Genomic DNA, 19,301 nt, shown 5'->3' on the forward strand with positions numbered 1-19,301 from the left:
CTCAACATGAAATTGCTGGATATGCTGAAAATAGCAACCCAATATCTGTTACCAAAACATGCGGTGTCCCGACTGGTTGGTTATCTGGCTGCTGCAGAAGCCGGTTCTCTGACTACCTTTTTGATTAAAGCGTTTATCAAACGTTTCAACATCAATATGAGTGAAGCGGAACAGGAAGATCCGGCGCACTATAAAACCTTCAATGCGTTCTTTACCCGTAAACTGAAAGATGGCTTGCGTCCTGTTGTTGCCGACAGCAATGCGGTTGCATTGCCAGTAGATGGCTGCGTCAGCCAGCTGGGTGACATCAAACATGGCCGGATCATCCAGGCTAAACGCCATGATTTCAGTGCCCGCGAATTACTGGGTGGCGATAAAGATCTTTCGGATCAATTTCAGGATGGCAAATTTGCCACAATTTACCTCTCTCCCCGCGATTATCACCGTATCCACATGCCACTCGATGGCGAACTGCAGAGCATGGTCTATATTCCCGGCGATCTGTTTTCGGTCAACCCGCTGACTGCGCAGAATGTGCCTAACCTGTTTGCCCGCAATGAGCGTGTTGCCTGTGTTTTTAAAACACCTTCCGGCCCGATGGCGCTGGTGCTGGTTGGAGCAACTATCGTTGCCAGTATTGAAACAGTCTGGGCAGGCACGATCACACCACCAGCCGGAAAAATGGTGAAACGCTGGGATTTTCATGGCAACGAGCCAATTACTCTGAAAAAAGGCGAAGAAATGGGTCTGTTCAAGCTGGGAAGTACAGTCGTATGTCTGTTCCCTCCGGCAATGCTTGAATTTGCTGAACATCTGCAACCCGGTACCGAAACCCGCATGGGTGAAATTTTTGCAACGCTGAATTCTGCTGAACCAGCGTAATCTTCCCTGTACAGCAGACCCATCCTCCGGGTCTGCTGTTTTCCGCTCAAATCCCCTTCCCGATCGCTGTATTCACAACGCTTTGATGATAAACAAGATTCTGACGCGTCATTTCTGGCAAAATATCGCGCGTGTCAGGATGACCATCCGGATAAAAGAGAGCTGATTCTCATTTTTACTCGTGTGCTTTGATTACAATTTTTTAACACGTTAAAAATTAAACATTATCTGCATAATTTGCATTCATAAATTCGCAGATGATGAATGAATAGATTGAGTCTATTGTTAATTAGATCATCTAGAAGTCGCATAACGAACGCTTGGATTTATGAGCCAGAGGAGGCCTAAGTGGACATTATCAAGACCGATGTCGCGATTGTCGGAGCAGGAGGCGGCGGATTACGGGCTGCGATCGCAATTGCAGAGAAAAATCCGGAGCTGGAAATAGCCCTGATATCTAAAGTTTATCCGATGCGCAGTCATACTGTAGCAGCCGAGGGTGGCGCTGCTGGTGTGGTTCGTGATGACGATAGTCTCGAAAACCATTTCCACGATACCGTTTCAGGCGGTGACTGGCTGTGTGAACAGGATGTCGTCGAATATTTCGTTGAGAATGCGACCAAAGAATTAGTACAGATGGAACACTGGGGATGCCCATGGAGTCGTAAGCAGGACGGTCACGTTAACGTGCGAGCTTTCGGCGGTATGAAAATCCCCCGCACTTGGTTTGCCGCCGATAAGACCGGCTTCCACATGTTGCACACCCTGTTTCAGACGTCCATTAAATACCCTTCAATAAAGCGTTTTGACGAACATTTTGTTTTAGATCTGCTGGTACATGATGGTCGCGTACAAGGCGTGGTCTGTTTTGATATTCAGAATGGTGTCACCCGTTTGATTCAGGCGAAGTCTGTGATCATTGCAACCGGTGGCGGCAGCCGTGTTTACCGTTTCAATACCAATGGCGGCATTGTAACCGGCGACGGTATGGCACTGGCCTATCGTCATGGCGTACCGCTGCGTGACATGGAATTCGTTCAGTATCACCCGACCGGTTTACCGGGATGTGGCATTCTGATGACCGAAGGTTGCCGCGGTGAAGGCGGAATCATGCTGAACAAAGATGGTTACCGTTATCTGCAGGATTACGGCCTGGGCCCGGAAACACCGATCGGTGAAACCAAGAACAAATATATGGAGCTTGGCCCGCGCGATCGTCTGTCTCAGGCGTTCTGGCAGGAACAGCAGAAAGGCCGCACGATCCCAGGCCCGATGGGCGATGTTGTTCACCTCGACCTGCGTCATTTAGGTGAGAAAAAACTGATGGAGCGTCTGCCGTTCATCTGTGAACTCGCCCGCGCTTATGTCGGTGTGGATCCGGTGAAAGAACCGATCCCGGTTCGTCCAACTGCTCACTACACCATGGGTGGTATCGAAACCAACGCGAAGTGTGAAACCCGTATGCCGGGTCTGTATGCCGTTGGTGAATGTGCCTCTATCGGTCTGCACGGTGCTAACCGTCTGGGTTCTAACTCCCTGTGTGAACTGGTGGTATTCGGCCGTGTAGCCGGTGAGGAAGCCGCCGAGTTTGCCAAGGCACACGACCATATCGACAGTAATATTCTCTACCGTCAGGGAATGGAAGTCGTCGCTAAAGCCATGTCACTGATGGAAAACGGTGGAACCGAAAATCCGGCTGATATCCGTAACGAGCTGGGTGACACCATGGAAAAAGGCGTGGGTATCTACCGTACAGAAGAGTTGATGCAAGGCACGATCGACAAGATCAAAGAGCTGAAAGAACGCTACACACGCGTTCGCGTTGCAGACAAATCCTCTGTTTTCAATACGGACTGGCTGTATGCCATCGAACTGGGTTTCCTGCTCGATGTCGCTGAATCAGTAGCCCACTCTGCAATCAACCGTAAAGAGTCCCGTGGTTCTCACCAGCGTCTTGATGGTTATGAAGAACGCGATGATGTGAATTTCATGAAGCACACACTGTCTTTCTTCAACACTGACGGTGCGCCGACCATTGATTACAGTCCGGTGACTATTACGAAATCTCAGCCAGCGAAACGAGTTTATGGCGCAGAAGCAGACAAGGGGGCCAAATAATGGCTGATATGATTGAAATTGAAGTATTGCGCTATCGCCCGGAAGAAGACAACGAGCCGTGGACTCAACGCTATCAGGTACCGTTTACCCATGAAATGTCCGTGCTGGAAGCACTGACCTATATCAAAGATCACCTGGACTCTACCCTGAGTTACCGCTGGTCCTGCCGTATGGCAATCTGTGGTTCCTGCGGCATGATGGTCAATGGTAAACCTAAACTTGGCTGTAAAACTTTCCTGCGTGATTACAAAGCGGACGGTAAAATGCGGCTGGAACCGCTGGCCAACTTCCCGATCGAACGCGATCTGGTCGTGGATATGTCCGACTTCATGGAAAAACTGGAACGGATCAAGCCATACATTGTGCCAAAAGAAGAACTGGATGTTTGCAATGGTGAAACCCTGCAGACACCGGAACAGCTGGCTAAATACCGTCAGTTCTCCATGTGTATCAACTGCGGTCTGTGCTACGCAGCCTGCCCGCAGTATGCCCTGAAACCAGAGTTCCTGGGGCCTGCGGCACTGGCGCTGCTGTACCGTTACAACGAAGACAGCCGTGACAGCGCCAAAGCAGAACGAATGAAGCTGGTACACCAGGAATCAGGGGTATGGAGCTGTACCTTTGTCGGCGCCTGTTCTGACGTTTGTCCGAAAGGCGTTGATCCTGCGGCGGCTATTCAGCTGTACAAGGCTGAAAGTGCCAAAGATTACGTCATCGCTATGTTCAAGCCGGAGGACTAATCATGGATATGTCACAAAGCAAGCGCAAACCTTATGTGCGTCAGATGAAAAAGAGCTGGTGGTTACGCAATAGCTTCTATACCGGTTACATGCTGCGTGAAGGAACCTGTATCTTCGTTGGTGCTTATGCCGTTATCCTGCTTTGCGGATTGCTACGTCTGACCCAGGGCCCTGAAGCGTTTGCCGGCTGGTTGGAAGGACTGCAAAGCCCATGGGCGATACTGTTCCACCTGGTTGCACTGGCAGCATGCCTGTTTCATGCTAAAACCTGGTTCTCTCTCGCTCCTAAAGCGGTTCGTATCTTTAAAGGTGAAGAACTGCTCCCTGAGAAACCGATTATTATGGCGCAATATATTGGTCTGGCAGCAGTCAGCGTGATTGTATTGCTTGTCGCTCTACTGGCCTGATAAGGAACATCACCATGAAACGTTCTGAAGAACCCATTTACTGGTTGTTATTTGGCGCTGGCGGTGTTGTCGCTGCAGTATTGCTGCCGGTATTGATCCTGATCTCCGGTATTCTGGTACCACTCGGAATTCTGGATACAGATACGCTGAGTTATGAAAAGATGCATGCGCTGGCAACCTCCTGGTGGGGTGCACCGATCCTGCTGGCCGCGATTGCACTGCCTATCTATCACGCTATGCACCGCATGTATCACGGACTGCACGATCTGGGTATTCATCCGGTTAAATTTCTGCATTACCTGTTCTACGGCTTCGCCTTTCTGGTATCTGTTGCAGCGTTAACATTACTGATACAAATCCAGTAAGCAGCTATTGAATATCGCTTTAACCGGCGTATGATGTCCAAAACCGGAGGCCTTAAAAACCTGCCGGTTTTTTTGTGCCCGATTTTCAGTATAACTTGAGGCAAATGACCCATGCGTATCGAAGAAGATCTGAAACTCGGTTTTAAAGATGTCCTGTTCCGCCCGAAACGCTCGACTCTGAGCAGCCGCTCTCAGGTCGAATTACACCGTGAATTCCGCTTCCGCCATACCCAGACAACATGGCGAGGTGTCCCGATCATCGCAGCCAATATGGATACTGTCGGCACTTTTGCGATGGCAAAAGTACTGGCCAGCTTTGATGTCATGACGGCAATCCACAAACACTATACAGAACAGGAATGGCAGACGTTTGTACAAAACAGCAGCGATCCTTTATTGCAGTACTGTATGGTTTCGACCGGTACTTCGAATAATGATTTTCTGAAACTGCAGCGGATTCTGGCGTTGTCACCGGCACTGCGCTTTATCTGTGTGGATGTGGCTAACGGTTATTCAGAACATTTCGCCGACTTTGTGAAAATTGTCAGGGAAACGTTCCCGCAGCATGTCATCTGTGCCGGCAATGTCGTGACAGGCGAAATGGTGGAGGAGTTGATTCTCTCGGGCGCAGACATTGTCAAAGTCGGTATCGGTCCGGGATCTGTTTGTACTACCCGTGTAAAAACTGGCGTCGGTTATCCGCAACTCTCCGCCATCATTGAATGTGCTGATGCAGCCCATGGCCTGGGTGGACAAATCGTCGGAGACGGTGGCTGTACCTGCCCTGGCGATGTCGCCAAAGCGTTTGGTGGCGGCGCTGATTTCGTCATGCTCGGTGGCATGCTGGCCGCTCATGAGGAATCCGGTGGTAACAAATTCGAACGCGACGGAAAAACTTTCATGCGCTTCTACGGTATGAGTTCATCTACCGCCATGGATCAGCATGCCGGTGGCGTTGCCCACTACCGGGCATCAGAAGGGAAAACCGTGGAGCTGCCATTCCGGGGGCCGGTATCTGCAACGATTCAGGATATTCTGGGTGGTGTCCGCTCTACCTGTACCTATGTCGGAGCTGCCAAACTGAAAGAGCTCACCAAGCGTACGACGTTTATCCGGGTCAGTGAACAGGAAAATCAGGTCTACGGACAGGAATAATGACAAACGGGGCATGCGCCCCGTTCATCGTTTTAATTCATCAGAGATATTGCACCAGTGCAATCACCACCGGCATGGTTAACGCGCTCAGCAGCGTCGATAAAAACACTGTTTGTGAGGCAAATTCAGGATCGGAACGGTACTCTATCGCCAGTAACACGGTGTTGACTGCCGATGGCGCAGCGGCACAAATCACCATCACCTGCGCTACGACGCCACTGATTCCCCATATCCAGCAAACTGCGGCAGCCAGTAACGGTCCAACCAGCAAGCGCATGGCGTTAGATACCAGCACCCGGAAATTGCGCAGATAAAGATGGGTGCTGGCTAATTGCGCCCCCAGCGTAATCAATGCCGTAGGCACCAGCCCCTGCGCCATCAGTTCCATCGACGTCCAGAGCGGTTTCGGTACATCAATGCTCAGCCAGCGACAAAGCAATGCAATCAGTACCGCATAGGTCATCGGCATTTTGAAATTTTCCAGTAATGCCCCTTTCCATGAACGATCCGTACTGCTGGCATTCATCACGCCGACGGTATTGGTCAGCAGTTGTTGAATCAGCATCACGATGATTTGTATCGAGAAGGCAAATGCCGTGTGATACATCAGCTGAATTAACGGAATACAGTAGTTACCACTGTTATAAAAACAAACAGAATTGATAAATGCACTGCGTTTCCCCGCATCCAGCTTCAACATACGGGCACAGACAAGACACGCGATCCATAACAGAACAAATAACACCAGATTGGCAAGAATCAGATCCCGTAACAGTGCACTATTCAATTCAGTTTGATAAATGGTGGTGAATAACAGCGCCGGAATGAAAATATAGAACTGTACCTTGGTTAAGGTGGCCACATTCAGAGGAAATTTACGTTGTAATAAATAACCGGCGCCGATAGGAATAAAGATGGGCAAGATAATGTTAAAAAACAGGAAACTGATGGTTTGCATGCCGCCCTCCGGCGATCAGTGATAGGAACAAACATGCACAGTATACCGGTAACATTATCTTTATGCTTTTGACAAAAAACGGTTTTTATTCAATATCCAGATATTTATGCAACTGAACAGAAAGACGCCAGTTACGCTGGATACAGACTTTCATGGCTAATTCAGTCGCTCTGCTCTTCTGGCTGATCGGCTGCAGACAGATCACTTTGTCTGATATATCAATATCAGCCAGCAGCGCATCCAGTTGATAGATATGTTTTTCCGTAGCGACCGGATGTTTGATTTCATTGGCCCGATTCAAAGCTTCGGGTAATACGCTGTATCCGCCAGCCATTTTGATTTTCGGTGAGACGGTCACCCAGCAATGATCATCAGCCCGAATTGGCTGCGTACCACTGGTTTCGATCTGAACACGGTAACCATGGGCAATCAGGGTTTGTGATAAGGCCGTCAGATCATATTCACATGGCTCACCGCCGGTAATCACGACATGCTTAACGGTGTAACCCTGTTCCGCAAAACAGGTCAGGATCTCTTCGGGACTAAACCAGCTCCAGCCTGCCTCAGGTTTTTTCTCAGTAAATAATTGCCGGACAGGGATCAGATTTTCTGCATCCAGTTCCCACGAGTGCTTGGTATCGCACCAGGAACAGCCGACTTTGCATCCTTGCAGACGTACAAAAATTGCAGGAACACCGGAGAAATAGCCTTCCCCCTGAATGCTCTGGAATATTTCATTGATAGGATAATGATGACTCTGCATGTTTACTTACCAGAAATGAAAAGACCAACCCCGAAGGATTGGCCTATTCAACAGATGCCTACCGAATAAAATTATTCAGCAACAACAGCTACTTTAACAGTAGTGTTTACATCAGTGTGCAGGTGAACAACGATGTCGTATTCACCCACGCTGCGCAGAACGCCGTTCGGCATACGAACTTCGCTCTTGGCAACAGGAACACCGGCAGCAGTGATCGCGTCAGCGATATCACGGGTACCAATAGAACCGAACAGTTTACCTTCGTCGCCCGCTTTGGTCGCGATGGTTACGTCGGTCAGTGCAGACAGCTGAGCAGCACGAGCTTCAGCAGCAGCCAGAACGTCAGCCAGTTTGGCTTCCAGTTCAGCGCGGCGAGCTTCGAAAGCAGCCAGGTTGTCTTTAGTAGCCATTACAGCTTTGCCCTGTGGGAACAAGTAGTTACGAGCAAAACCGCTCTTAACAGAAACTTTGTCACCCAGACCGCCCAGATGAGCGATTTTGTCTAACAGAATAACTTCCATTACCTTTCCTCGGTTTAGGTTGAGTTAGGCCAAGTGCCGATTACTTGTTGTGCAGATCGGTGTACGGCAGCAGAGCCAGGTAACGAGCACGTTTGATAGCACGTGCCAGTTGGCGCTGATATTTAGCACGGGTACCAGTGATACGGCTTGGTACGATCTTGCCAGATTCAGTGATGTAGTTTTTCAGGGTAATGGTATCTTTGTAATCGATCTCAGTTACGCCTTCAGCAGTGAAACGGCAGAACTTACGACGACGGAAATAACGTGACATGACGATTATCCTCTATATGACTGGAATTATTCAGCTGCTTCTTCAGCTGCTTCTTCACGCACATCTTCACGACGTGGACGCTCTTCACGTGCTTTCAGCATCGGAGATGCTTCAGTCACAGCGTGTTTGGTGCGCATGATCATGTTGCGGATAACCGCATCGTTGAAACGGAAGTTGGTTTCCAGTTCGTCGATAACGCTCTGCTCAGCTTCTACGTTCATCAGAACATAGTGAGCTTTGTGCAGTTTGTCGATTGGGTAAGCCAGTTGACGACGGCCCCAATCTTCCAGACGATGGATTGTACCACCAGCAGCTTTGATAGCGCCGGTATAACGCTCGATCATGCCTGGAACCTGTTCGCTCTGGTCCGGATGAACCATGAATACGATTTCGTAGTGACGCATGAGTTGCTCCTTACGGGTTATAGCCTTCGTGATGGCTCAGTCAAACCGTCGAAGGCAAGGAACTTAAAAAAAGTGACTGATTTTTGAAGGGCTGTATTCTATGCAGCGTATACTTTAATAGCAATCAGATTTTGCTGTTTCCCGGATGAATTAATGCAGAGGTCAGGCATGTATACACGAATCCGCATGATCACTCCGGCGGAAGCATTGCCGGGCCGGCCAACCCCCATGCAATTTGACCCATCACATTACGTGAACAAGGTCAGCATAGTCCCGCCCTACCCCGCTGGTCTGGAGATTGCCCATTTTGCCATGGGCTGTTTCTGGGGCGCGGAAAGATTGTTCTGGCGGCAACCCGGCGTCTATGCGACCGCCGTCGGTTATCAGGGTGGTTTTACACCGAATCCATCCTATGAAGAGGTCTGCAGCGGCTATACAGGCCACGCTGAAAGCGTCCGTGTTGTGTATGATCCCGGCATGATCAGTTACCGTACGTTGCTGAAAATATTCTGGGAAAATCATGATCCGGCACAGGGGTTCCGTCAGGGGAATGATATCGGTACACAATACCGCTCCGTCATTTTTACCGGCACAGAACAACAACTGCGTCAGGCCACAGAAAGCAGGGAAAGCTATCAGGCAGCCATGGGTAGGTATAACGATAACCGACTGGTTACGACCGAGATTGTTCCTGAAACAACCTTTTATTTTGCCGAACAGTATCATCAGCAATATCTGGCCAAAAATCCGGGCGGCTATTGTGGATTGGGTGGCACAGGCATCTGTCTGCCAGAACAGAATCAGGGCGCCTGATATACGCGCCCTGAAAATGTTTAACGTGACCCGATTTGCACTAACTGACCATCGCCGCTGACAGCAAAGTGTCCTACGGCGGCAGGCACAAAGCAGGATTCGCCGGCTTGTAATGTCAAGACCTGTTCACCACTGCTGATGACGGCATTCCCGGTGATACAAAACAGGATCAAGGCCGTTGAGGTTTCACTCTCCAGCGGCTCCGGCGCCAGATTTACCACGGTAAAGGAAAAATCCGTGACCGGAATCGGATAATCACTCACCGGACCCAGCACCATGGGATGCATCGACAATTCGGTCGCCGGCTTGGCGACAAAATCCACATTAGCCAGCAACGCATCAATATCCATATGCTTCGGCGTCAAACCGGCACGTAATACGTTATCGGAACTGGCCATGGCTTCCAGACCAACACCCTGCAGATAGGCATGTGGGGTCCGGGCATACAGGAACATGGCATCACCCGGCTGCAATGTGATCAGGTTGAGCAACAGCGGTGCAAACAGACCCATATCTTCCGGATAGAACGCCGCCAGACGCAATATCTCAGCAAACGCGTCTTCCTGCTGACGCTTCTGGGCCGTGTCCAGCAACGTGGTCACGGTCTGACGACGGGCTTCCCCCTGCAGGCTCAGTGAAGCACCAAACAGTGCTTGCAGTGTCTCGCCATCCGGATGCTGACAAAATGCGTCAATTTCTGTCTGCAAGGCAGGTAACGTCAGCGATTGAATCAGCGCGACAATTTCACCAAACTCACGGAAGCCATTCATCGCCCGATACGGTGTCAGCGCGAATACCAGTTCCGGTTTATGGTTGGGATCCTTGAAGTTACGATGCGCTGCATTCAGCGGGATACCGGCCGCGTTCTCCGCCGCAAATCCGGCCTCGGAGCTGGCCTTGTCAGGATGCACCTGAATCGACAAGGGCTCTGCAGCCGCCAGTACCTTGAACAGATATGGCAATTCACCAAAATTCGTATACGCATCGCCTAAAACAGCTGCGGTATCTTGAGCAATAAAGGCATCCAGACGCTGGATTTCGCCATTTTCATCAATCAGCGAAGAACACCCATTCGGATGGGCGCCCATCCAGATTTCGGCCTGCGGTTTGCCTTCCGGGTTTGCAACACCATACATGTCATGCAAGGCGTCCTTGCTACCCCAGGCATAGTTCTGGACAGGGTTTTGCATCCGGTAGATGCGGGTGGAGGAAAAACTCATTATGTGTCCCTTCTACTGTGTTTATTAACGACATCACGGGATGACCCGAATGTTATTTCAACCTCAATGTGCCGGTCACATTCCATGAGTGCCCCCCACTACACAGAACTTGACGCAAACGCTTCTTTCATTTGGATCGGCTGAGCAGTTTATTAGAACATAAATACCCAGCCCGTTTTTTGCTATGGATTAATTCTGGCGGTAAACCTTAATGTTGTTAAAGCCCTGTTCTTTCAGATACAGCGCCTGTAATTTGCTCATGACGCCACGCTCGCAATACAGCAGATACGTTTTGCTCTGATCCAGATCGCCATACTGCGTCGACAGTTTATAGAACGGCAAATGAATGACGGTCATGCCTTCCGGCTCGAAAGGTTTGTCTTCATGATCATCCGGTGAACGGATATCAAGGATGATTTCGTTATCCGCCAGTTGCGTTGTCGTTTCAACTTCCTGGACCTGTGCTGCGGTTTCATTGGCAATATCGCGAATGTCGATCACTTTGGCGCTGGTAATCACATTTTCCAGCACATCGAAATTGAATTTGGCTTCATTAGCCAGCACGTCATCATACGGCGCTTTAACATTCGGTTTGTTGGAAATCACACCGCAATATTCCGGCATGGTTTCGGCAAATTCCAGGGTACCGATAGCCCGTGCCTGATCGATGATATCCTGTTTATCACTGACGATCAGCGGACGCAGGATCAGGGTATCAGTGACCCGATCAATGACCGACAGGTTAGTCACGGTCTGGCTGGAAACCTGACCAACACTTTCACCAGTCACCAGCGCTTCGATACCCAGACGCTCCGCCACACGGGAGGCAGCCCGCATCATCATACGTTTCAGCACGACGCCCATCAGACCGTTGTCAATCTTTTCCAGAATTTCACCAACCACCGGCTCGAAAGGCACAGAGACAAATTTAACTCTGTGCGACTGACCATATTTGCTCCACAGGTAATAGGATACCTGTTTCACACCAATTTCATGCGCCGCACCACCCAGGTTGAAGAAGCAGTAATGGACGCGGCTACCACGTTTGATGAACTGATAAGAGGCTACACCAGAGTCAAAACCACCGGAGATCAGGCTCAGCACATCTTCCTGTGTGGACAGCGGATAACCGCCCAGACCTTTATGAATGTCGGTCACCAGATACAGCTGATCGTCTTCAATCTGCAGGTTGACTTGCAGATCCGGATGCGAAAGCTTCACGCCATTTGACGGGAAATTCTGGTTCAGCCCACCACCGACATAACGTTCGATTTCGATGGAAGAGAATTCATGTTTACCCTTGCGCTTTACGCGGACACAAAAGGTTTTACCGACCAGTGTATGGCCGTATACGGCCGCTGTTTGCTCGTAAATGCTATGCAAGTCGGTAAAGGGTTTTTGGGTTACTTCCAGAAATGCCTGGATCCCCGGAATACAGCTCAGACGCTCCACCAGCCGATCACGATTTTCCGGTGCATCATTTTTACTGGACACCACCAGCTTGTCCCAGTCATTACGGACCGTGACGGTTTCATCCACTTTTTGCAGCACATTGCGGATGTTGCCTTGTAAAACCTTCACCATACGCTGGCGAACAGATTTACTTTTAATCGTGATTTCCGGGAACAGTTTGATGATGAACTTCATGATACGCTCGTTTAGCTGGCGAAAAGTGGCGCATTATAATCCACCCGGCCGCAGAAGCTAAGCCTTGCAGCAAGAGATCACAGAGTTTCTACGCCATAAGGTCAGACAGTGGTAATATATGTAAATTATCTACCTATGATGATCAGAACTCGTTATGGCTGCGAAAAAAACCGAATCATTAAGTTTTGATGCTGCGCTCGGCGAGCTGGAGCAGATAGTGCAACAGCTGGAACAGGGCGATTTACCGCTGGAATCAGCGCTGAAACAATTTGAACGCGGTATTCAGCTGGCCCGGGTAAGTAAACAAAAACTAGAACAAGCGGAACAACAGGTGCAGATACTGTTGCAGCAAGGCAGTCAGGAGAAACTGGTTCCCTTTTCTGTAGAACAGACATCAGACCAGGCCGCAGAGGAAGAGTAAGTGTCACTACAGACCTTTTCACAGCATTACCGGCAGCGTATCGACGCGCTATTGTTACAGCATATTGAGGCTTTACCTGAATTGTCTCCCAACCTGAAAGCGGCGATGCGTCATGGTCTGGTATTGGGTGGCAAACGGGTGCGTCCGTTTCTGGTATACGCGACGGGTTCAATGCTGGGCGTGGAAGAAGCGTTACTGGACGGACCGGCTGCCGCCATCGAATGTATTCATGCCTACTCGCTGATCCATGATGATTTGCCGGCTATGGACGATGATGATCTGCGTCGTGGTCACCCGACGGTCCACAAGGCCTTTGATGAAGCGACCGCAGTTCTGGCCGGCGATGCCCTGCAGACTCTGGCGTTTTCCATTCTGGCTGATCATGCATTCCCGGATGCATTGCGTACTCAGCAGGTGAAAATGCTGAGCGTTCTGGCTAAAGCATCCGGTTATGCCGGCATGTGTGGCGGGCAGGCGCTGGATCTGGCCGCAGAAGGTCAGCATGTCGGCCTGCAGGCACTGGAACAAATCCACCGGCATAAAACCGGCGCGCTGATTGAATGCGCAGTAATGCTCGGCGCGCTCTGCAGAGAAAATATAGATACCGCAACCATTGAGGCGCTGAAAAAATACGCGGCGGCAATTGGACTGGCATTCCAGGTGCAGGATGACATTCTGGATGTGACCGGCGATACCGAAACCCTGGGTAAACCACAGGGCTCTGATCAGGCACTGGATAAAAGTACTTATCCTGCGCTGCTGGGATTGGATGCCGCCCGGGCGATGGCGCAGGATCTGCACCAACAGGCGTTAGCTGCGCTAAAATCACTGCCTTATAATACTGAAATATTGTCTGCGTTTGCTGATTACATCATTGAGCGCACATATTAATGTCGGATAATAAAAAACACATGACGATTGATATGACCGAATACCCGACACTGGCATTAATTAATTCACCGGCGGATCTGCGACAAGTCCCGGAAGAGCGGCTGCCCCAGTTATGTCAGGAGTTGCGGACTTTTTTGCTGCACTCAGTGAGCCGCAGCAGCGGCCATCTGGCCTCCGGCCTCGGCGTAGTAGAACTGACGGTAGCCCTGCATTATGTCTATCAGACCCCGCTGGACAAACTGGTCTGGGATGTCGGTCATCAGGCCTATCCGCATAAAATTCTGACCGGTCGGCGAGACCGGATGGACACGATCCGCCAGAAAGATGGCATTCATCCGTTCCCGTGGCGGGAAGAGAGTGAATATGATCCGCTGAGTGTTGGCCATTCCAGCACCTCCATCGGTGCCGCTTTAGGCATGGCTGTTGCCGCCAAACGGCAGGGACTGGACCATAAAGTGGTGGCAGTCATTGGTGATGGCGCACTGACCGCGGGCATGGCATTCGAAGCTATGAATCATGCCGGTGATCTGCATGAAGACATGCTGGTGATTCTGAACGATAACGAAATGTCGATTTCAGAAAATGTCGGCGCACTGAATAATCATCTGGCGAAGTGGCTTTCCGGATCTCTCTACACCACGCTGCGCGAAGGTGGCAAAAAGGTACTGTCTGGCCTGCCGCCGGTCAAAGAGCTCGCCCGCCGGGCTGAAGAACATATTAAAGGTATGGTAATTCCGGGAACCTTGTTTGAGGAACTGGGCTTTAATTACATTGGCCCGATTGATGGCCATGACATCAAAGCGCTGGTCAACACCCTGAAAAATATGCGGCAGTTAAAAGGTCCGCAACTGCTGCATGTGATGACCAAAAAAGGCAAAGGTTATGAACCTGCCGAAAAAGACCCTATCGGTTATCATGGCGTGCCGAAGTTTAATCCGGAAGATGACTGCCTGCCGCAGAAAAAAGGCGGGAAACCGACCTTCTCGAATATCTTCGGCCAGTGGCTATGCGATACCGCCAAAGCGGACAACAAACTGGTGGGGATCACCCCGGCGATGCGCGAAGGTTCCGGCATGGTTGAATTTTCTCAGCAGTACCCGGAACGTTATTTTGATGTCGCCATTGCCGAACAGCATGCCGTGACCTTTGCCGCTGGGCTGGCGATTGAAGGCATGAAACCGGTTGTCGCCATCTACTCCAGTTTCATGCAGCGCGCGTATGATCAAATCATTCATGACGTGGCTATTCAGAATCTGCCGGTGCTGTTTGCGATCGATCGCGCCGGACTGGTGGGGGCTGATGGTCCGACGCATCAGGGGGCTTTTGATATCAGCTTCCTGCGGACCATTCCCAATATGGTCATCATGACGCCGTCAGATGAAAACGAATGCCGGATGATGCTGACCACGGGTTATCAGTTAAATCAGCCGGCCGCAGTCCGTTACCCTCGAGGTTCAGGATGTGGAACCCCTGTCAGTACCGGATTCAACACACTGCCAATCGGTAAAGGGCAGATCGTACGTAAGGGACAAGGCATTGCCCTGCTCTGCTTCGGTACCTTACTGCACCAGGCAAAAGCGGTAGCCGAAAAACTGGATGCCACCCTGGTCGACATGCGTTTTGTCAAACCGCTGGATACCGAATTGCTGAAAGAGATCACTGCTCAGCATGATGTCCTGGTGACTATCGAAGAAAACGCGATACAGGGCGGTGCCGGTTCGGCCGTGAACGAATGGATGATGACGCAACGCGTCTTGAAGCCGGTGTTGAATATCGGTCTGCCGGATCGCTTTATCGAACAGGGTACGCAGGAAGAGATTTATCACGATCTCCGGCTGAACAGTGCTGGTATTGAACAGCAGATCCGCGAGTTTATGGCATAAACCGTAGCGTTTTCGGTATTAGCAGGCAAATTTAAGGCTCCTTTTCAGGAGCCTTAGTTTTTATCAGATCAGACGCTTACCATCCGTATCGACTACCTTTTCACCATCTTCCTTGGTGAACGCGCCCTGCTGCGCGGCAGGCAGAATATCCAGCACTAACTCCGATGGACGGCACAGTTTAGTGCCCAGTTCGGTAACGACGATCGGACGGTTGATGAGGATTGGATGCTGCATCATGAAATCCAGCAACTGTTCATCCGTCCATTTCGGATCATCCAGGCCCAGCTCAACATAAGGATCGCACTTCTGACGCAGGACTTCGCGTACAGAGATCCCCATATCGGCAATCAGTTTTACCAGTGTATCGCGGGTTGGCGGTGTTTCCAGATACAGGATCACATTCGGTTCGATACCGGCATTGCGGATCATTTCCAGCGTATTACGTGAGGTTCCGCATTTTGGATTATGATAAATCGTCACTTCAGACATGGCCATTTCCCTTTCATGATCATTAACGTGGAATACATTGTTCCGGATTGCCGCCACAACACTCTTCAGTCAGATAGGCAATCAGTTCCAGCATCAGCGGAACATTCGCACGATAGCGCTGATAGCGCCCTTCCTGCACTACTGATAACAAGCCCGTGTGCGCCATCGCTTTCAGATGGAAAGACAGGTTATTCGGTGGCAGACCGAGCGTAGTCGCAATCTGTCCGGCGACCATGCCTTCCTGACCACATTTCACCAGCAAACGATAAATATCCTGTCGGATACCGGATGCCAATGATTCAAAGATGAGTGTCGCGGATTCTTTTTTCATAATTCGATACTACAAGAGTAGTTGAAGTAATCAAGCGAAAAAAAGCCAGCATGACGTGCTGGCCGATAAAACTCATCCTGATAGCATGACACACAAGGGGGTCGTCACGGCTGCGATAACAGTAGAGAGTAACAAGCTGGTCGCCATCACGCCTTCCATCGTCTTGAACTGCCGCGCCATCAGATAGACATTGACCCCGGTGGCAATGGAAGCCAGCAATACAATGGCCTGTGTTTCCATGGTTGGCAGGCCGATTAGACGCGCAATTCCCCAGGTTGCCAGCGGATGGCCAACCAGTTTAAGCAGACATACGCTGGTCGATTGCCCCCAGTTACCGCCAATGCCATATTCGGCCAGCCCCATACCTAACGATAACAGCGCCATAGGGGCTGCCGCACCACTGATCATACTAACGGTATTATCAATCATTAATGGCAGCTTCCAGCCGGTCAACCCCCAGGCAGTACCAGTCAGAATGCCAAATACGATTGGGTTTTTCAGTACACTTTTGACTGTTTTGAAAAAGCCGCGAAAGGAAAAACTGCCATGCTTCGCCAGCTCCACAGACATGGTAACCAGCGTCCATAAAACCAATGAGTTAAAAACCAATACCAGTGCAACCGAAGGTAACGCCGCTGTACCCAACATCATTTTTGCCAGTGGCAATCCAAGCATGGAGTTATTAGAAAATATCCCGCCTAACGCAAACACCGACTGGGAAACACCATCCAGCTTAAAGACTTTCCAGGCCAGTAACCGGCCGAGGATAAAGACAATGAAACATCCTCCAAAGAAAGCGATCAATAAACGGGCATCAACCGGCGGCAGTTTTGAGAAATCACTCATCAGATGGAACAGCATCGCAGGCAATGCCAGTGAGAAAACAAAACGGGATAACGACTCTGACATCACTTTAGGCCAGTGCGCCCAACGCATCACACCGTAGCCAATAAATACCAGAATAAACAATGGGGTTGAGAGATAGATTTGATGTAATAACGCAGACATGGCACCACCATCAGACAACGGGAGACAAAGTCTAGCATGACGAACATCACAAATATTGCGCCATGTTAACTTTCAAACGAAATAGGCAAATTCATCATTTAGTGCATTGCCTGATTTCTGATAAACAACCTGATATGCTAGAGAAAACAAAGAAAAACCGATTGAAACACAGGAGTTTCAGGTCATGCATAAATTTCCCTGGTGGCAGGCGCTCTGGCTATCATTCTTTTCCCGAACGTTATATCAGTCTGTTGCGCGCCAGTGGCAAGGGATTGGGTCATTGTACCTGTTGATTGTCTCTGCTTTAGTCGTCATGCCCGTTACCATGCAGATCCGGGAAGGTTATCTTGCATTTACCGAAGATGAACTGCCGCTTTATCTGGACGAATTGCCTGAGTTAACCATTCAGAATGGTCTGGCTTCAACACCGGAAGAGCGCCCCTATATTATCAATGAAAGCGGGACTACCGAGCCGTTTATTGTTGTGGATACCACCGGGCAATATACGGATTTAGACCAGACCTCAGCGGCCATACTGATCACTGCAGATCAGATTTCTATCCGCAAGGATGATGTAAGTTCACAGTCTTATTCTTTTACCGATCTAGGCGATATGACCATTGATCGCTCATCAATAGAAACCTTCCTGACCACGACAGGTAAATTTGTACTGCCACTGGTCTATGTCATTCTGATCGCCGTTGCCTGGTTCTGGCGTTTTAGTCAGGCGATGGTGTATGCCCTACTTGCCGGATGGCTGGCCAGAAGACAAGGCGTGACACTGCGTTATAACTCGTTTGTCCGCCTGTGTGCGGTTGCGCTGACGCCCGCCATGATCATGGATATGCTGATCGGTGTATTGGGATTAACACTGCCTTTTGCCGGACTGTTATTTATTGCGCTGGAAGTGATGTATGTCCGTTTCGCCATTCAGAGTGTCTGCCAGTTGCCGCCGGATCAACGCAATGATGAAGGCTCAATCATCGCATAACGCGTAAACAAAAAAGAGAAATACAGATACGAAAAGGGAAGCCGACTCTGGCTTCCCTTTTTTATTTCTGTCTGATCCTGATAAGACTCAGTCTTTATAAATCTTCGGATTGAACAGATCGCGCAGCCAGTCACCCAGCAGGTTGATAACCAGCACCAGCACCACCAGACAGATCCCTGGGAATGCCGTGATCCACCAGGAGCCGGAGAAGATGTAGTTAAAACCAATGCTGATCAGTGAGCCGAGCGATGGCTTATCTACCGGCATACCCAGACCGAGGAATGATAATGCCGCTTCTGACATGATGGCATTCGCTACCTGCACAGTGGAAATAACCAGAATAGGTGACAGGCAGTTCGGCAGAATATGACGGAACATGATACGCGGCGCCTTAAAGCCCATCACGCGTGCCGCTTCGACATACTCTTTCTTCTTCTCGGAAAGCACAGACGCACGCACGGTACGGGCATACTGCGGCCATTCAGAGATACCGATGATCAGCACCAGCATCAGGATGGCATATTGCGAGTAGAACTCACCGCCCAGCATCGCCTGAAAAATAGCAGAAACGATGATGGCAACCATCATGGTCGAGAATGACAACTGGATATCCGCCATACGCATCAGCAGGTTATCCACCCGACCGCCGGCATAGCCCGCAACCAGACCAATCACCACCCCGAATGCCAGCTGTAACGCGACGGCACACAGACCAATGATCAGCGATACCCGTGAACCGTACAGGATAGTACTTAAAATATCGCGGCCCTGGTTATCGGTACCCAGCAGGAAATTGGCATCCCCCTCTTCCATCCATGACGGTGGCATTTCTGCATCCATAATGTCATAGGTCGATGGATCATACGGGTTATGTGGCGCCAGCCACGGTGCCAGCGTTGCCAGCACCACATACAGCACAAAGATGACAAAGCAGGTCATCGCCACCTTGTCTTTAAGGAAATAGTAAACCAGATCTGACTGACGGAAGCGTTGCCAGCGAGTCATTGTTGCTTGTTGTGACAT

Annotated in this window: 22 protein-coding genes; 11 read left to right on the forward strand and 11 right to left on the reverse strand. The window is 50.2% G+C overall.

The features are described 5' to 3' along the window. The first annotated feature begins 6 nt into the window (after nt 1-6). From asd to HNR75_RS04575, 6 genes are all read left to right on the forward strand, one after another. Entirely contained in the window at nt 7-882 is an 876-nt protein-coding gene (gene asd / locus HNR75_RS04550) for an archaetidylserine decarboxylase (RefSeq protein ID WP_188025838.1), read from the forward strand. A gap of 348 nt (nt 883-1,230) precedes the next feature. Then, nucleotides 1,231-3,000, forward strand: a complete 1,770-nt coding sequence (gene frdA / locus HNR75_RS04555; RefSeq protein ID WP_188025839.1) for a fumarate reductase (quinol) flavoprotein subunit — start codon at nt 1,231-1,233, stop codon at nt 2,998-3,000. After that, a complete protein-coding gene (locus HNR75_RS04560; RefSeq protein WP_188025840.1) occupies nt 3,000-3,740 on the forward strand; it encodes a succinate dehydrogenase/fumarate reductase iron-sulfur subunit in 741 nt (246 codons plus the stop codon). Before frdA ends, HNR75_RS04560 begins: the two co-directional genes overlap by 1 nt. A gap of 2 nt (nt 3,741-3,742) precedes the next feature. Next, a complete protein-coding gene (locus HNR75_RS04565) occupies nt 3,743-4,147 on the forward strand; it encodes a fumarate reductase subunit C (protein WP_188025841.1) in 405 nt (134 codons plus the stop codon). A 14-nt stretch (nt 4,148-4,161) separates the two neighbouring features. Continuing rightward, complete coding sequence (gene frdD / locus HNR75_RS04570) at nt 4,162-4,512, forward strand: fumarate reductase subunit FrdD (protein ID WP_188025842.1); 351 nt, start codon at nt 4,162-4,164, stop codon at nt 4,510-4,512. Nucleotides 4,513-4,623: 111 nt separating this feature from the next. Next, complete coding sequence (locus tag HNR75_RS04575) at nt 4,624-5,667, forward strand: GMP reductase (RefSeq protein WP_188025843.1); 1,044 nt, start codon at nt 4,624-4,626, stop codon at nt 5,665-5,667. Nucleotides 5,668-5,707: 40 nt separating this feature from the next. On the opposite strand, the gene HNR75_RS04580 is transcribed toward HNR75_RS04575, so the two are convergent. The 5 genes from HNR75_RS04580 to rpsF form a co-directional block, all read right to left on the reverse strand. Beyond that, entirely contained in the window at nt 5,708-6,625 is a 918-nt protein-coding gene (locus HNR75_RS04580; protein ID WP_188025844.1) for an AEC family transporter, read from the reverse strand. An 85-nt stretch (nt 6,626-6,710) separates the two neighbouring features. Then, nucleotides 6,711-7,388: a 7-carboxy-7-deazaguanine synthase QueE gene (gene queE / locus HNR75_RS04585; RefSeq protein ID WP_188025845.1), complete on the reverse strand. Its 678-nt coding sequence runs from the start codon at nt 7,386-7,388 to the stop codon at nt 6,711-6,713. Between the two features lie 71 nt (nt 7,389-7,459). Beyond that, nucleotides 7,460-7,909 carry a 50S ribosomal protein L9 gene (rplI, locus tag HNR75_RS04590; RefSeq protein WP_188025846.1) on the reverse strand — a complete coding sequence of 150 codons (450 nt, stop codon included), beginning with the start codon at nt 7,907-7,909 and terminating at the stop codon, nt 7,460-7,462. 40 nt (nt 7,910-7,949) lie between these two features. Then, nucleotides 7,950-8,180, reverse strand: a complete 231-nt coding sequence (gene rpsR, locus HNR75_RS04595; RefSeq protein WP_024871281.1) for a 30S ribosomal protein S18 — start codon at nt 8,178-8,180, stop codon at nt 7,950-7,952. A 26-nt stretch (nt 8,181-8,206) separates the two neighbouring features. Continuing rightward, nucleotides 8,207-8,584, reverse strand: coding sequence for a 30S ribosomal protein S6 (gene rpsF, locus HNR75_RS04600; RefSeq protein WP_024871282.1), 378 nt, complete (start codon nt 8,582-8,584; stop codon nt 8,207-8,209). A gap of 168 nt (nt 8,585-8,752) precedes the next feature. On the opposite strand from rpsF, the gene msrA reads away from it, so the two are divergent. Then, nucleotides 8,753-9,397 carry a peptide-methionine (S)-S-oxide reductase MsrA gene (gene msrA, locus HNR75_RS04605; RefSeq protein ID WP_188025847.1) on the forward strand — a complete coding sequence of 215 codons (645 nt, stop codon included), beginning with the start codon at nt 8,753-8,755 and terminating at the stop codon, nt 9,395-9,397. Nucleotides 9,398-9,417: 20 nt separating this feature from the next. On the opposite strand, the gene manA is transcribed toward msrA, so the two are convergent. After that, entirely contained in the window at nt 9,418-10,617 is a 1,200-nt protein-coding gene (gene manA / locus HNR75_RS04610) for a mannose-6-phosphate isomerase, class I (protein ID WP_223157773.1), read from the reverse strand. A gap of 189 nt (nt 10,618-10,806) precedes the next feature. Further along, a complete protein-coding gene (thiI, locus tag HNR75_RS04615) occupies nt 10,807-12,264 on the reverse strand; it encodes a tRNA uracil 4-sulfurtransferase ThiI (RefSeq protein WP_188025848.1) in 1,458 nt (485 codons plus the stop codon). A 154-nt stretch (nt 12,265-12,418) separates the two neighbouring features. On the opposite strand from thiI, the gene xseB reads away from it, so the two are divergent. From xseB to dxs, 3 genes are read left to right on the forward strand one after another with little or no spacing between them, the layout of a single operon-like run. Then, the gene (xseB, locus tag HNR75_RS04620) at nt 12,419-12,685 is read left to right on the forward strand and encodes an exodeoxyribonuclease VII small subunit (RefSeq protein ID WP_188025849.1); all 267 of its coding nucleotides are present in this window, start codon (nt 12,419-12,421) and stop codon (nt 12,683-12,685) included. Continuing rightward, nucleotides 12,686-13,576, forward strand: coding sequence for a (2E,6E)-farnesyl diphosphate synthase (gene ispA / locus HNR75_RS04625; RefSeq protein ID WP_188025850.1), 891 nt, complete (start codon nt 12,686-12,688; stop codon nt 13,574-13,576). Further along, nucleotides 13,576-15,459, forward strand: a complete 1,884-nt coding sequence (dxs, locus tag HNR75_RS04630; RefSeq protein WP_425506760.1) for a 1-deoxy-D-xylulose-5-phosphate synthase — start codon at nt 13,576-13,578, stop codon at nt 15,457-15,459. The genes ispA and dxs overlap by 1 nt, the downstream gene beginning before the upstream one ends. Before the next feature lie 63 nt (nt 15,460-15,522). Here dxs and arsC read toward each other — a convergent pair whose 3' ends face one another. From arsC to HNR75_RS04645, 3 genes are all read right to left on the reverse strand, one after another. Further along, entirely contained in the window at nt 15,523-15,948 is a 426-nt protein-coding gene (gene arsC / locus HNR75_RS04635; protein ID WP_188025851.1) for a glutaredoxin-dependent arsenate reductase, read from the reverse strand. Nucleotides 15,949-15,970: 22 nt separating this feature from the next. Further along, the gene (locus tag HNR75_RS04640; RefSeq protein ID WP_188025852.1) at nt 15,971-16,279 is read right to left on the reverse strand and encodes an ArsR/SmtB family transcription factor; all 309 of its coding nucleotides are present in this window, start codon (nt 16,277-16,279) and stop codon (nt 15,971-15,973) included. A gap of 72 nt (nt 16,280-16,351) precedes the next feature. Continuing rightward, complete coding sequence (locus HNR75_RS04645) at nt 16,352-17,287, reverse strand: AEC family transporter (RefSeq protein WP_188025853.1); 936 nt, start codon at nt 17,285-17,287, stop codon at nt 16,352-16,354. A gap of 184 nt (nt 17,288-17,471) precedes the next feature. Between HNR75_RS04645 and HNR75_RS04650 the strand changes: the two genes are divergently transcribed. Then, entirely contained in the window at nt 17,472-18,278 is an 807-nt protein-coding gene (locus HNR75_RS04650) for a DUF1189 domain-containing protein (RefSeq protein ID WP_188025854.1), read from the forward strand. Between the two features lie 87 nt (nt 18,279-18,365). Here the strand turns inward: HNR75_RS04650 and HNR75_RS04655 are convergent, their stop codons facing one another. Next, a complete protein-coding gene (locus tag HNR75_RS04655) occupies nt 18,366-19,301 on the reverse strand; it encodes an ABC transporter permease (RefSeq protein ID WP_188025855.1) in 936 nt (311 codons plus the stop codon).

The sequence above is a fragment of the Tolumonas osonensis genome (genome assembly GCF_014202415.1).
GTDB lineage: Bacteria > Pseudomonadota > Gammaproteobacteria > Enterobacterales > Aeromonadaceae > Tolumonas > Tolumonas osonensis.

Bases quoted from the DNA above. Each gene is read 5' to 3' on its own strand.
- msrA (WP_188025847.1), top strand. From the start codon at position 8,753: ATGTATACACGAATCCGCATGATCACTCCGGCGGAAGCATTGCCGGGC.
- frdD (WP_188025842.1), top strand. From the start codon at position 4,162: ATGAAACGTTCTGAAGAACCCATTTACTGGTTGTTATTTGGCGCTGGC.
- rpsR (WP_024871281.1), bottom strand. From the start codon at position 8,180: ATGTCACGTTATTTCCGTCGTCGTAAGTTCTGCCGTTTCACTGCTGAA.
- xseB (WP_188025849.1), top strand. From the start codon at position 12,419: ATGGCTGCGAAAAAAACCGAATCATTAAGTTTTGATGCTGCGCTCGGC.
- HNR75_RS04560 (WP_188025840.1), top strand. From the start codon at position 3,000: ATGGCTGATATGATTGAAATTGAAGTATTGCGCTATCGCCCGGAAGAA.
- HNR75_RS04565 (WP_188025841.1), top strand. From the start codon at position 3,743: ATGGATATGTCACAAAGCAAGCGCAAACCTTATGTGCGTCAGATGAAA.
- HNR75_RS04655 (WP_188025855.1), bottom strand. From the start codon at position 19,301: ATGTCACAACAAGCAACAATGACTCGCTGGCAACGCTTCCGTCAGTCA.
- manA (WP_223157773.1), bottom strand. From the start codon at position 10,617: ATGAGTTTTTCCTCCACCCGCATCTACCGGATGCAAAACCCTGTCCAG.
- dxs (WP_425506760.1), top strand. From the start codon at position 13,576: ATGTCGGATAATAAAAAACACATGACGATTGATATGACCGAATACCCG.
- arsC (WP_188025851.1), bottom strand. From the start codon at position 15,948: ATGTCTGAAGTGACGATTTATCATAATCCAAAATGCGGAACCTCACGT.
- queE (WP_188025845.1), bottom strand. From the start codon at position 7,388: ATGCAGAGTCATCATTATCCTATCAATGAAATATTCCAGAGCATTCAG.
- HNR75_RS04575 (WP_188025843.1), top strand. From the start codon at position 4,624: ATGCGTATCGAAGAAGATCTGAAACTCGGTTTTAAAGATGTCCTGTTC.
- thiI (WP_188025848.1), bottom strand. From the start codon at position 12,264: ATGAAGTTCATCATCAAACTGTTCCCGGAAATCACGATTAAAAGTAAA.
- HNR75_RS04650 (WP_188025854.1), top strand. From the start codon at position 17,472: ATGCATAAATTTCCCTGGTGGCAGGCGCTCTGGCTATCATTCTTTTCC.
- HNR75_RS04645 (WP_188025853.1), bottom strand. From the start codon at position 17,287: ATGTCTGCGTTATTACATCAAATCTATCTCTCAACCCCATTGTTTATT.
- rpsF (WP_024871282.1), bottom strand. From the start codon at position 8,584: ATGCGTCACTACGAAATCGTATTCATGGTTCATCCGGACCAGAGCGAA.
- HNR75_RS04580 (WP_188025844.1), bottom strand. From the start codon at position 6,625: ATGCAAACCATCAGTTTCCTGTTTTTTAACATTATCTTGCCCATCTTT.
- asd (WP_188025838.1), top strand. From the start codon at position 7: ATGAAATTGCTGGATATGCTGAAAATAGCAACCCAATATCTGTTACCA.
- HNR75_RS04640 (WP_188025852.1), bottom strand. From the start codon at position 16,279: ATGAAAAAAGAATCCGCGACACTCATCTTTGAATCATTGGCATCCGGT.
- rplI (WP_188025846.1), bottom strand. From the start codon at position 7,909: ATGGAAGTTATTCTGTTAGACAAAATCGCTCATCTGGGCGGTCTGGGT.